This window comes from Streptomyces sp. GL_148 (assembly GCF_057834205.1).
Window position 1 is genome coordinate 1206600 of record NZ_CM174396.1, and the last position, 11929, is coordinate 1218528.

The 11929-nt window shown below is 73.1% G+C and carries 11 protein-coding genes; 3 read left to right on the forward strand and 8 right to left on the reverse strand.

The window, feature by feature from the left end; all coding sequences use genetic code 11:
- Positions 1–134 precede the first annotated feature (134 nt).
- Complete coding sequence (locus tag AC3IYI_RS05450; RefSeq protein ID WP_489409129.1) at positions 135–371, forward strand: response regulator transcription factor; 237 nt, start codon at positions 135–137, stop codon at positions 369–371.
- Here the strand turns inward: AC3IYI_RS05450 and AC3IYI_RS05455 are convergent.
- Entirely contained in the window at positions 322–1359 is a 1038-nt protein-coding gene (locus AC3IYI_RS05455) for a serine/threonine-protein kinase (RefSeq protein WP_489409130.1), read from the reverse strand. The two genes, AC3IYI_RS05450 and AC3IYI_RS05455, sit on opposite strands and share 50 nt — an antisense overlap.
- Positions 1360–1497: 138 nt before the next feature.
- Positions 1498–2181, reverse strand: a complete 684-nt coding sequence (locus tag AC3IYI_RS05460; protein ID WP_489409131.1) for a DUF998 domain-containing protein — start codon at positions 2179–2181, stop codon at positions 1498–1500.
- 164 nt (positions 2182–2345) lie between these two features.
- On the opposite strand from AC3IYI_RS05460, the gene AC3IYI_RS05465 reads away from it, so the two are divergent.
- Both AC3IYI_RS05465 and AC3IYI_RS05470 read left to right on the forward strand, forming a co-directional pair.
- Positions 2346–2669, forward strand: coding sequence for a YciI family protein (locus AC3IYI_RS05465; RefSeq protein ID WP_489409132.1), 324 nt, complete (start codon positions 2346–2348; stop codon positions 2667–2669).
- Between the two features lie 3 nt (positions 2670–2672).
- Positions 2673–4652 (forward strand): sigma-70 family RNA polymerase sigma factor, encoded by a 1980-nt coding sequence (locus AC3IYI_RS05470; protein WP_489409133.1) that lies wholly within the window; start codon positions 2673–2675, stop codon positions 4650–4652.
- Here AC3IYI_RS05470 and AC3IYI_RS05475 read toward each other — a convergent pair.
- The 6 genes from AC3IYI_RS05475 to AC3IYI_RS05500 all read right to left on the reverse strand — a co-directional run bounded on the left by AC3IYI_RS05475 (position 4649) and on the right by AC3IYI_RS05500 (position 11836).
- The gene (locus tag AC3IYI_RS05475; protein WP_489409134.1) at positions 4649–5185 is read right to left on the reverse strand and encodes an NADPH-dependent FMN reductase; all 537 of its coding nucleotides are present in this window, start codon (positions 5183–5185) and stop codon (positions 4649–4651) included. The two genes, AC3IYI_RS05470 and AC3IYI_RS05475, sit on opposite strands and share 4 nt — an antisense overlap.
- A gap of 43 nt (positions 5186–5228) precedes the next feature.
- Positions 5229–6047, reverse strand: coding sequence for a phosphate ABC transporter ATP-binding protein (locus tag AC3IYI_RS05480; RefSeq protein ID WP_489409135.1), 819 nt, complete (start codon positions 6045–6047; stop codon positions 5229–5231).
- 11 nt (positions 6048–6058) lie between these two features.
- A complete protein-coding gene (locus AC3IYI_RS05485; RefSeq protein WP_489409136.1) occupies positions 6059–6958 on the reverse strand; it encodes a sortase in 900 nt (299 codons plus the stop codon).
- Positions 6959–7025: 67 nt separating this feature from the next.
- Positions 7026–9011 (reverse strand): hypothetical protein, encoded by a 1986-nt coding sequence (locus AC3IYI_RS05490; protein ID WP_489409137.1) that lies wholly within the window; start codon positions 9009–9011, stop codon positions 7026–7028.
- 204 nt (positions 9012–9215) lie between these two features.
- On the reverse strand, positions 9216–10790 hold the full coding sequence (locus tag AC3IYI_RS05495) for an Ig-like domain repeat protein (RefSeq protein WP_489409138.1): 1575 nt from the start codon (positions 10788–10790) through the stop codon (positions 9216–9218).
- 50 nt (positions 10791–10840) lie between these two features.
- Positions 10841–11836, reverse strand: a complete 996-nt coding sequence (locus tag AC3IYI_RS05500) for a hypothetical protein (protein WP_489409139.1) — start codon at positions 11834–11836, stop codon at positions 10841–10843.
- Positions 11837–11929: the final 93 nt, after the last annotated feature.

Below are 11929 nucleotides of genomic sequence, written 5' to 3' on the forward strand. Positions count from 1 at the left end.
CAGACGACGGACAGGTCGATGAACTTCCCCCGACATGCTCTTTAACACGGACATACATTCACATTCGTGGACATGTCCTCTGCTTTCAAAGGTGCGAGCAGCCGTGATGACTGAGCCCAAGCGGAGGAAGTCCCATGAGCCTCACCCTGGTCGCGCCGCACACCGAAGCCGAAGCCCCCGCAGCCGCCCTCGCCCCGCGCGAGCAGGAGGCGCTGCGCCACATCGCCGCCGGGTGCACCTACGTGCAGACGGCCCGCTCCATGGGACTCTCCAAGCACACCGTCGACGCCTACCTGCGCCGCATCCGCGCCAAGCTGGGCATCAACACCACGGCGGAAATGACCCGCCTGGCCGTTTCCCTGGGACTGTGAACACCGGCCGGGCCCAGTCCGGGGGCTCCCTGGACTCCCCCGGCTCCCCGGGCGGTGTCCCGCTCGCCGGATCCCCGGGCTGCGGGGCCGTCCGCCGGGCAGGTGCGGTGGCGGTGGCGGCACGCAGCGCCGCCACGAATTCCAGGCAGGAGTCGTAGCGGTCCTCCGGGACCTTCGCCAGAGCCTTCGCCAGTACGCCGTCGGCCGCCGGCGGGACATCGGGCCGCTTCTCCGTGAGGGGAGGCGGCTCGTCGTACTGGTGCGCCCACAGCAGCGCGGGGGCGTCGTCCCGGACGAAGGGCGGCTCGCCGGCGAGGGACTCGTAGACGACACAGCCGAGGCTGTACACGTCGCACCGGCCGTCCACCGGGCGCCCCGAGATCTGTTCCGGCGCCACGTAGTCGATCGTGCCGACGAACTCCCCCGCCGAGGTGAACCCGGTCAGCGCCAGCGACTTCTTCGTCAGTCCGAAGTCCGTGAGGTAGACGTGCTCCGGGTGGTCGCTGTCCGTGCCCTCGGCGACCAGGATGTTGGCGGGTTTGACGTCCCGGTGCACCAGATCGTGCTCGTGGGCGGCGTCGAGCGCGGATGCCACCTGGCCGGCGATGCGCAGTGCGGTCGCCACGGGCAGCGGTCCCTCCCGGTCCAGCAGGGCCCGCAGGTCCGGCCCGACGACGTACCGCATGGCGATGTAGAGGACCCCGTCGGTCTCCCCGGCTTCGAAGACGGGGACGATGTGCGGGTGGTCGATCCTCGCGGCGACCCGGGATTCGTGGGCGAAGCGGCGCCGGAAGACCTCGTCCCGGACGCGCTCCGGGGCGACCAGCTTGAGCGCGACCGTACGGTCCAGGCGCAGGTCCTTCGCCTGGTAGACGACGGCCATCCCGCCCCGGCCGATGATGCGCTCGATCCGGTAGCCGGCGATCTGCCTCCCGATCAGGCCGGAGGCCCGTCCCGTATATAGGCCCTGGTTCGCTGCCGTGCCCATCAGGCGCCTCCCTCGGCAAGTCTATCCAGTGATCCACACGCACGCCCGTGGGGCGAGCAGCGCCGCCATCGTGGCCACGGCCTTGTGCGGCGACGGTTCCCGGCTGTCGCCGCAGCGGGTGCCGGTGCTCCCGGCGGGTCAGACGACGCGGCGGCTGCGGTACGCGACCACCGAGACCCAGAGGAGCGCCGTGACGGCTCCGACGGCCAGGGTCAGGGTGCCGGCCCGGCCGCCGCCCATGGCCCAGCCGTTGCCGATCAGGAGGGCGGTACCGGCGACCCGGGAGGCGACCGCGTACGGGCGGTTCCCGGCGCGGCCGAAGTGCCGGCCCAGGACGTAGCAGGCGGCGATCAGCGAGGTGAAGGTGACCGACCCGGCGGCGAAGTGGGCGTAGCTGTGCCAGGTGAGGGTGGCGGTCTCCGCGGAGGGGGCTCCCAGGGGGAAGCCGTCGATCGGATCCATGACGAAGGCCCCCGCGGCGATCATGCCGATGCCGGCGGTCCGGACCAGCCGTGGCGCCCAGGTGCCTCCCGGGGTACCGCGCAGGGCCCGGCGCAGGCCGGTCGCCCCGAGGGCGAGGAGGGCTCCGGCGAGCAGGAAGTTGGTGATCTGGAGCCAGCCGAGGCTGCCGTTGCTCAGCGCGCTCAGCGGGTGGCGGGTGATGTCGAAGCCCTGGCGGGTCGCGGCCTGGGTCAGGGAGACCAGCGCCCACAGCGGCGAGGCCACGACCGCGCAGGTGAGCAGGGAGCGGGTGGCGGCGGAGGAAGAGGAGGAGGAGCGGGTGGCGGAGGAGACGGTGGCGGTGGGGGTCCGGGTGCTCATGGCGGGTACCTCTCGGGTTCGTCGTAGGCGGCTCTCGTTCGGTTCTCGCTGACACGTCGAATCAGAAAAGTGACAGGGAACGGCCGCGTTCCCTGTCACATCGCCCGTTCGACGTGTAAGCAAGGTGCGGGCAGCAGCTCGGCACCATGAGACGAGGAGTCCCCATGCGCTACCTGATGACGACGAAGCCTTCCGACACCGCCCCCGACGAGCGGCTGTACACCGAAATGGGCAAGTTCATCGAGGAGCTGACGGCGGCCGGCGTCCTGCTGGCCACGGGCGGCCTGGAACCGGGCGGCATCCTGGTGGCCTCCGCCGGCGAGGAGATCACCGTGACGGACGGGCCGTTCGCCGAGGCCAAGGAGGCCGTGGCCGGTTTCGCCCTGATCGAGGTCCGGTCCAGGGAAGAGGCGATCGAGCTGGCCCGCCGCTTCCGCAGGATCGTCGGTGACGGCGAGAGCGTGGTCCAGCAGGTCTTCGGCCCCTGATCCGTGCCGGACACCTCGCGGACGATCGACGCGGTCTGGAAGCTCGAATCGGCCAGGATCATCGCCACGCTCACGCGCATGGTGCACGATGTCGGCCTGGCCGAGGAGCTGGCCCAGGACGCGCTCGTCGCCGCGCTCGAGCAGTGGCCGGGCGCCGGGGTCCCGGACAACCCCGGCGCCTGGCTGACGACCACGGCCAAACGGCGGGCGGTCGACCACATCCGGCGCTCCCGGCTGCTGACGGACAAGCAGGAACAGCTCGCCCACGAGCTGGAGGAGCGGCAGGAACCCGAACAGGACGACGTCCTGCGGCTGATGTTCCTCTCCTGCCACCCCGTGCTGCCGGCCGAGGCCCGTGCGGCGCTCACCCTGCGGCTGCTGGGCGGCCTGACGGCCGAGGAGATCGCACGGGCCTTCCTCGTCACGGCGAGCGCCGTCACCCGGCGCATCGCCGCGGCCAAGCGCACGCTGGCCGAGCACCACGTGCCCTTCGACCTGCCGGAGGAGACGGAGCTGCCCGAGCGGCTGTCCTCGGTCCTGGAGGTCGTCTACCTGATCTTCAACGAGGGCTACTCGGCCACCTCCGGCGACGATCTGATGCGGCCCGGACTCTGCCTCGAAGCGCTCCGGCTGGGGCGGCTGCTGGCCGAGCTGGCCCCCCGGGAGGCCGAGGTGCACGCCCTGGTCGCGCTGATGGAGATCCAGGCCTCCCGCTCGGCTGCGCGCACCGGCCCCTCGGGCGAGCCCGTCCAGCTCCACGAGCAGAACCGGGGGCGCTGGGACCAGTTGCTCGTCCGCCGCGGCTTCACCGCGATGCTGCGCGCGCGGGAGGCCGGCGGGGCCCCCGGCCCGTACATGCTGCAAGCGGCGATCGCCGTGTGCCACGCGCAGGCACGCACCGCCGAGGAGACCGACTGGGCGCAGATCGCGGCCCTGTACGGGGCCTTGGCGCGGCTGCTGCCGACGGCGGTGGTCCAGCTCAACCGGGCGGTGGCGCTCGGGATGGCGCACGGGCCGCAGGCAGGCCTCGACCTGGCGGACTCCCTGGTCGCCGATCCCGTGCTCCGCGACTACCACCTCCTGCCCAGCGTCCGGGGAGACCTGCTGCTGCGCCTGGACCGCGGCCCGGAGGCGCGGACGGAGTTCCTCCGGGCCGCGGCCCTCGCCAGGAACGCCGCCGAGCGCGCCTTCCTGCTCCGGCGCGCACAGGAGGTCCCCGCCACCGGCGGCCCGGCCGGTCCCGCACCGGGTCCGGTCCTCGGCCGGGCCGCGGAGGGCTTCCTGGGCCGGGCGGATCTGGACGCGGCGACGGTCCGCTCGTACGGGCAGACCCTGCGGCGGCTGCGCCTGGACCTCGGCGACGGCACGCCGCTGTCCGGCCTGACGTCCGAGGAGGTGGCACGGGCGTGCACGGCCGCCTGGGGCGCTGAGGCGGCCAGGACCTGGAACCGGCACCGCGCGGCCGTACGCTCCTTCGGCGCCTGGGCCGGCCTGGACGGGCTCGCGGCCGGGCTGGAGCGGCGCACCGAGTCCCGCCCCCGGGCGTCCGCGCTGGGCCCCGCGCAGCTCGACGACCTGTGGAGCGATCCCGAAGTGGCGCTGCGGGAAAAGACGTTGTGGCGGCTCCTGCACGAATCGGCTGCGGGGGTGAAGGCCGCCTTGTCCCTGAACGTGGAGGACCTGGATCTGGAGGACCGCCGGGCCCGCGCGGGCCGCACGTGGGTGAGCTGGCGCTCCGGTACGGCCGGGCTCCTGCCCCTGCTGCTGGCCGGCCGGACCCGGGGCCCGGTGTTCCTCTCCGACCGGCGGCCCGGACCGGCCCGGACCCCCGGGCCCACCGATCTGTGCCCGGACACGGGCCGGCGCCGCCTGTCCTACGAGCGGGCCGAGCACCTCTTCAAGGAGGCCACCAAGCCCCTGGACCCGGCGCACGAGGGCTACACCCTGCGCCGCCTCAAACCCGGTCCGAAAGAGACGCCCTAGCCCTCGTCCGCCAGCAGAGTGAGGATCTGAGCGAGTCGTGCGCGTACGGCTTCGTCGGTGATGGTCCCGTCCGCGGCGACCGTGCTGCGGTCCACGGGGATCCGTGCGCACGCCGCGTCCCTGATGTCGGCGCCGGTGTAGCCGAGCACGGTCCGCAGCGTGGCCTCCGCGCCCTGGCCGCGCCCCGGGGCCGCCGCGTTCACCCAGGCGACGGGCTTGTCGCAGATCTCGGTGCCGCCGACCGTCCAGTCCAGCAGGTTCTTGAAGGAACCGGGCAGGGTGCCGGCGTACTCCGGGGTGCAGATCAGCACCCCGGCCGCCCCGGCGATCGCCGCGCGCAGGCCGGCCACGGGACCGGGCAGCGGATCGGCGTCTTCGTCGGGGTTGAAGTGCGGGAGGTCCGCCAGCCCCTCGTAGAGGACCGTTCGCACCCGGGAGGGGGCCGCGGCCTGCGCGGTGCGCAGGACGGTCTCGTTGGAGGAGCCGGCCCGCAGGCTTCCCGACAGCAAGAGGATCACAGGCGGCGTAGGCATGTGCACCAATGTAGTGATCCGTCACAGGACGGAGCCGCCGGGGTCAGCCGAAGCGGCCCTGGACGTAGTCCGAGGTGCGCGGATCCGCGGGGGTGGAGAACATGGCAGCCGTGGGTCCGTGTTCCACGATCTGGCCGGGCGTGCCCTGTTCCGCGAGGAAGAAGGCGCACTGGTCGGAAACCCGGGCCGCCTGCTGCATGTTGTGCGTCACGATCACGATGGTGACCTCGTCGGCCAGCTCGCGGACGGTCTCCTCGATGCGGCGCGTGGAGGTGGGGTCCAGGGCCGAGCAGGGTTCGTCCATCAGCAGGATCCGCGGCCGGACCGCGAGGGAGCGGGCGATGCACAGGCGCTGCTGCTGGCCGCCGGAGAGCGCGCCGCCCGGCTGGCGGAGCCGGTCCTGGACCTCCTTCCACAGCCCGGCCTTGGTCAGGCACTCCTCCACCAGCGCGTCCTTCTCGGCCCCCGAGGCGCGGGTGCCCGTCAGCTTGAGGCCCGCCGTGACGTTGTCGTAGACCGACATCGCCGGGAAGGGGTTCGGCTTCTGGAAGACCATGCCGATCCGCCGGCGGGCGTCGGTGAGGCGCCGGCCGCGGGCGTAGACGTCCTCTCCGTCGAGCAGGACCTCGCCGGCCAGTTCGGCGCCCGGGATCAGCTCGTGCATCCGGTTCAGGATCCGCAGGAAGGTGGACTTTCCGCAGCCCGAGGGGCCGATCAGGGCCGTGACCTGGCCGCCGGGCATCGTCAGGGAGACGCGGTTCAGGACCTTGCGGCCACCGAACCACGCCGAGATGTCGCGGGCGTCGAGGGTGGACGCCCCTGTTGCGGGGAGCGCCGGGAGGGGGATCGTCTGCGTCGTCATCACGGCCTCGTTCACAGGAGGTTGGGCAGGAGGAGGGCGGCCTGGTCGGCGACCGCCAGGCCGAGGGCCGCCAGTACGGGGAAGCCGACCAGCCAGGTGTGCGCGCGGCCCCAGCGGATCCGCGCCCAGGCCAGGGCCGCCGCGGCGAGCAGCAGCCCCTGCGCCCACAGGACCAGCGGGAACCAGGCCGAGGTCTGGCTCCCGAGCGGTGCCTCGTCCGCGGCCAGCCGCCCCGGGGTGCGGCCGCCGGACTGCTGGACGGGGGTGGCGAGTTCGGCGTCGACGTGCACCACGCCGTGCGGCATGTACGGGGTGCCGTCCGCGGTCATGAGCGTGAGCAGGGCCGCACCGCCGGTCGGCCGGGCCGGCTGCGGGTCGCCCGCGCGGCGGACGCCCAGCACCTTGTACGTGTGCTCGCCCTGGCCGGTGACGACCAGGAAGGTCTCCCCGCGCGCCAGGTCCGCGATGTGGGCGAAGGGGCCGCCGTAGCCCGCCTGGCGGCCCATGAGGATGCTCGTGCCGGGCTGGCCGGGCAGGACCGTGTCGCGCCGGTGGCCTGGCCCGGAGGCCAGTACCCCGGAGGTGGTCGCCTCGCGGACCACTTCGCGCAGCCCGATCTGCGGGATCTCCAGCAGGGCGACGGGGGTACCGGGCGCGGTCGGGCCGAGCGGCGCGGTGGCGTTGGCGAGCTGTTCCCGCAGCTGTGCGTACCCCACCCGGCGGTCCCGTTCGTGGCGGAGGTGTCCGAGCGGGCCCACTTCCGCGACGAAGCCGAGGAGCAGGGCGCCCAGGATGGCCAGGGCCGCGCCGGTGGCCCACAGGCCGGGTGGGCCCGTACGCCCCGCCGGGGCCTCGGGGGCTCCGGCGGGGTCGGGGCGCACGTCCACCGGCGGGGTGGAGGTGGCTGTCATCGTGTCTTCTCCGAATGCGGATGCGGATGCGGATGCTGCGGGGGTGCGGCGGGTGCGGCGGATCCGGTCAGTTGCCCGAGAAGGTCAGCAGGCCGCGGCGGCGGGCCCACCAGACGAACGCTCCGCCGGTGATCACGAGGCCCGCGCTCAGCAGGCCGAGCGTGGTGGCGTTGGCGCCGGTGTTGGCCAGGCCTCCGCCAGGTCCGCCGGAGCCGCCGGCGGCTCCGCCCGAGACGTTGGTGGAGACGCCCACGCTGCCGCCGCTCGTGGTCGTACCCGCGGAGGCCGACGCGGACGGAGAGGGCGTCTCGGACGGGGTGGGAGTGGGGGACGCCGACTCCGAGGGGGTCGGCGTCGGGGTCGGGGTGGGCGTCGCGGTCGGAGTGGGGGTCGGCGTGGGCGTCGCGGTCGGGGTCGGGGTGGGCGTGGGCGTGGGGGTGGGCGTCGGGTTCCCCGTCCCCGGGTCCGTCGTCGTGTACTCGGTGTTGGAGGTGAACCACAGGGAGGCTTCGAACTTCCCGTAGATCTCCGAGAGGAAGGCCTTGCGGCACACGACCGTCAGGTCATAGCGGCCTTCCAGGGTGGCGAAGCCGGCCTGGTTCGCGTAGTCCCGCATGGTCATCGTGAGCGGGATGCTGATGCCGCCCGACTCCACGGTCGGGTAGGTGGTGATGGGCGAGTTGCCGACCACGTTGAGGCCCTCGGCCGGGAAGCCCTTGCCGGTCACCGTCATCATGATGTTCGTGGCGGGCTCCGGGCAGGCGGCCGACGTGGTCACGTCGACGCTGCTGCCGTCGTTGCCGGTGGCCGGGTTGATCTTCGCCGAGCCGGCCGGGGCGGCGTGGGCCGCCGTCGGCACGGTCAGGGCCAGACCCACGAGGGCGGCGGCGGCCGCGGTCGCGGCGCCTGCCGCGAATCGCCGGCTGGGGCGGGTGAACTGCACGATGGACTCCTTCTTGGCGTTCTGGCGTTGGTTCGTAGGGGAGGTGACGCGCCGGCGGGCCGACGCGGCGGCCGCGGCCCGGGCCAGGCGCCTGCGGCGCCACACCCACAGCCCGCCCCCGGTGATCACGAGGACCATCGCGAGCAGCGCCCACGGGACCGTCCACAGCGACACCGATCGGGTCAGGGACGGAAGCTTGGGGTCCACGCCGTCGCGGGCGGCGACCGGCTGGACGGAGACGACGGCGGAGGACCTCAGCACCTGGGCCACCCCGTCGGCCTTGGCGGTGATCGTCAGCGAGGTGCCCGGCAGCAGGTCGCCCAGGTCCTTGACCCCGTTCGCGGTGACGGAGGTGCCGAACAGGCCGTTGACGCGTACGGCCTGGCGGGCGCCGAGCCGCACGTTGCCGGTGTTGCTCAGGGTGTACGTGACGGTCGCCGAGCCCTCCGAGAAGGGGTTCGCGGATCCTTCGTACGAGGCGGTGACCTGCTGGACTTCCAGGCGCGGGGTGAGGGTCCCGGCGGCGCGTACGTAGACGCGGGCGCCGACCCGCTGGTCGAGCCTGACCTTGTTGCCCTGGGCGTCCTGGGCTCCGGCGGCGAGCGAGGCGACGATGCCGCCGGTGTGGTCCCCGGGGGTGACCTCGCGGGGGACGGTGACGGTGAAGGGCACGATGACGTTGCCCTTGGCCGGGACGGTCACCTTGTCCTTGTCCAGCTTGATCCAGCTGCCCGCGTCCTTCGGGGCCTGGCCTGCCGGGAGCAGGTCGAAGCCGCCGTCGACGGTGTTGACCGCGTCGCTCGCGTAGACGGCGAGGGTGAGCGGCTGCTCGCCGTAGTTCCAGATGGCGATCTGGTCGCGCGTCGTGGCTCCGCCGGTGACCCCGTAGGAGAAGTGGGGCCGGGCGTCGGGCCCCTTCGGCCCGGCGGGCTGCACGCCGAAGGTGGACTTGCGGTCCTCCCCGGGAGCGGCCGGGGCCGAGGCCGCGGCCTGTGCCGGTGCGACGAAGACCAGCGCGAGCAGTGCGAGCAGGAGGGCGAGGAGCGGGGCGGCCGGGGCCGGCGGGCCGGGGCGGCGGCCGCGCCGGGTGGCGGGGGCGGTGGGGTTCATGGCTCGGGCGTCCGATCCGGAGAAGGGCTGCGGCGGGCCGGCGGGCGGCGGCTGCGGCGGGCGGGCGGGCAGTGCGAGGGGGCTGCGGCGGGAAGGCCGGGGCGGGCAGCCGCGGCGGCTGCGACGGATCCAGACGTCAGGGGCGGGCCGGAGCGGGGCCGCGGGACTGCGCGGGCCCGCTCCGGCCCGGAGCTCACGCCTGGATCAGATGGCGGTGAGCGTGAGGGTGGCGGAGTACGTACCGGCCACCGTGGAGGTCGGGACGTTCAGCGCGAGGTCGGCGCCGACGTGCGCGGTGCCGAGACCGGTGCCGTTGGCGAGCGTGCGGGCGGACTTGAGGCCCGCCGTGCCCGCGTCACCGGTGGCCACGCCGTTCGCGGCGGGGACGGCGGAACCGGCCGTCACCGTCTGCGCGGGCGCCTTGTCGGCGAGCTTCGGGGTCCAGCCCAGGTTCTGGCCGTTGATGGCGTGGGTGGCACCGTCGGAGAAGTCGGTGACCTGGCCGCTGACGGTCCAGCCCGGGTTGCCGGCGCGGGTGTCGGTGAGGGTGACCGGGTTGATGGAACCGGCCGTGGTCAGCAGGTCCCCGTCGGCGTTGAGCACCGGCGAGGGCAGCGTGACCTGCGGGTTGGCGACGCTGATGGCCAGCGCGCCCGAGTTGACGGTGGTGGTGATCGTCTCCGAGGCGGAGACACCGGCGAAGGCGCCCACCACGTACGGGATCGCGCCCGAGTCGGAGCCGGTGAAGGCGCCGGCGTTGGCCGGGACGAAGACGGCGGTGAAGGAGTGGTCGCCCACCGGGAGGCTGCTGGTGTTCAGCACCGCGGTGCCGTTCGCCACCGGGACGGTGCCCAGGGTGACGGTGGAGCCGCCGACGGTGTCGGTGAACTTCACCGCGCCCGCCGCGCCCGCGGGGGTGACCGTACCGGTCAGGGTCACCGGGCTGTACTGCGGCGCGGTGCCGGCCGGGGAGACGGCCAGGGCGGTCGTGGTGGTCGTGGCCGCGGCCGCCGTGACCACGTAGGAGACGGCGGAGGAGGCCGAGCCGTTGTACGAGGCGCTCGCCGGCGTGAAGACGGCCGTCAGGCTGTGCGTACCGGCGGTCAGGTTGGATGTGGTGAGCGCCGCGGTGCCGTTGTTCACGGTGACCGGGGTGCCCAGGTCGGCCGCGCCGTCCTTGAACTGGACGGTGCCGCCGGCGCCGGCCGGGGTGACGCCCGCGGTGATGGTGACCGGGGTGCCCGCCTGCGCGGGGCCGGCGGGGGTGACCGCGAGCGAGGTGACGGTGTCGGTCTTCACCGCCGGGTCGGTGTTCTGGTACGTCGTGTTCGAGGTGAACCAGATCGCGCCGGTGTAGTCGCCGAGGCTGGTGCCGTTGAAGGCGGTCCGGCAGATCACGGTGAAGTCGTACTTGCCCTGGAGGGTGGTGAAGCCCGCCTGGCTGGCGTAGTCCCGCATGGTGGAGGTCAGCGGGATGACCATGCCGCCGTTGGCAGCGGTCGGGTAGGTCGCGATGGGCGAGTTGCCGACCACGTTGAGACCCTCGGCCGGGAAGCCGGAACCCGCCACCGTGACCAGCACGTTGGTGGCGTTGGCCGGGCAGGCGGCCGAGGTGGTGAACGCGATGCCGGACGTGTCCGCGCCGGTCGCCGGGTTGATCTCCAGGGTGCCGATCGGGGCGGCGTACGCGGCGCTCGCCCCGGCCAGACCGGCCGCGAAGGCGGTGGTCACGGCGGCGACCCCCAGGGCCATGGTCCGCAAAACTCTGTTCTTCAGCACAACGTCTCCAGAATGTGAAGCTCGGGCGGCGATCAGGGTCACGGGGAGGGTCACGGGGTCTGCTTGGTGGTGTCGCCACAGTTCGGGCTGGTGGCGAAGCCGTAGGTGTTGATCACTGAGGTCTGCTTGCAGATCTCGGAGTTGGGGCCGACGAAGACCGTGCTCCACGGAGCCGTGGCGACCTTGTTGGTCGGGATCACGTTGTAGACGTCACGCTTCACGCCGAACCCGCTGTTGAGGACGGTGGGCGCCGTGCCGTCGACCGTGCCGAGGATGGCGCGGCCGCGCAGGTCCGCGATCGTCTGCGAGGACTGCGACTGGTACTGGGCGATGGAGAACGGCACGATCGACTTGTCGTCGAGGAGACGGCCGTCGTGCTCCTGCACCGGTGTGGTGCCCTTCTTGTCCTTGATGCAGGGGTAGATGCCCGCGACCACGTCGGGGTCCGTGATCCCCATCTGGGACTCCCAGAAGCTGCGGGTGCCCGAGCCGGCCTGCGGCAGGTAGACCGTCATCGCGTAGTTGGGGCCCGTGCCCACGTAGTTCGGGTCGCAGTGGTAGATCGCCTTCAGGTCGGCCAGCGACAGCTTGCGCGGGATCGCCGAACCGGGGGTGATGGCGTAGCTGACGCCGTCGACCGCGAAGGGCACGTAGGTCAGGCCCGGGGCCGCCGCCGCCAGGTTCAGCGAGGAGGAACGGGCGAAGTCCAGACAGCCGTTGCTCGCCTGGAGGGAGGTGAGCAGCGCGGAGCGGCCGGCGCCCGAGCCGTTCGGGCGGGGGATGGTGCAGTTCGCGTTGACCGCCGGGTCCTTGGTGGTGATGTTGGCGGAACCGGTGGAGTCGTAGGAGCCGATGACCTTCTGGCCATTCACGGTGATGGCCGCGGCCAGGCCGTTCATGACGTCCTGGGTGGTGTCGGAGCCGACGCCGGAGAGCTGGCGGTACGGCGGCGGGCCCGACGGGTCGGCGGCGGCGAGGCCGGCTCCGGCGATGGTGGCCGCGAGAGCGAAGGCCGAGACGCCGAAGACGATCTTCTTCTTGTTCACTTGGGATGACCCCTCAGCTAGGCTGCGCCCCGGGTGGTGCCCGGCGCGCGTGGGATGAAGTTCCGTTGGCGCGGATTGGTCAGACGGTTGTCG

What these genes read in the sequence shown, in the direction of transcription:
- AC3IYI_RS05485 (WP_489409136.1), bottom strand. Translation starts at nt 6,958, where the DNA reads ATGACAGCCACCTCCACCCCGCCGGTGGACGTGCGCCCCGACCCCGCC.
- AC3IYI_RS05455 (WP_489409130.1), bottom strand. Translation starts at nt 1,359, where the DNA reads ATGGGCACGGCAGCGAACCAGGGCCTATATACGGGACGGGCCTCCGGC.
- AC3IYI_RS05490 (WP_489409137.1), bottom strand. Translation starts at nt 9,011, where the DNA reads ATGAACCCCACCGCCCCCGCCACCCGGCGCGGCCGCCGCCCCGGCCCG.
- AC3IYI_RS05465 (WP_489409132.1), top strand. Translation starts at nt 2,346, where the DNA reads ATGCGCTACCTGATGACGACGAAGCCTTCCGACACCGCCCCCGACGAG.
- AC3IYI_RS05480 (WP_489409135.1), bottom strand. Translation starts at nt 6,047, where the DNA reads ATGACGACGCAGACGATCCCCCTCCCGGCGCTCCCCGCAACAGGGGCG.
- AC3IYI_RS05460 (WP_489409131.1), bottom strand. Translation starts at nt 2,181, where the DNA reads ATGAGCACCCGGACCCCCACCGCCACCGTCTCCTCCGCCACCCGCTCC.
- AC3IYI_RS05450 (WP_489409129.1), top strand. Translation starts at nt 135, where the DNA reads ATGAGCCTCACCCTGGTCGCGCCGCACACCGAAGCCGAAGCCCCCGCA.
- AC3IYI_RS05475 (WP_489409134.1), bottom strand. Translation starts at nt 5,185, where the DNA reads ATGCCTACGCCGCCTGTGATCCTCTTGCTGTCGGGAAGCCTGCGGGCC.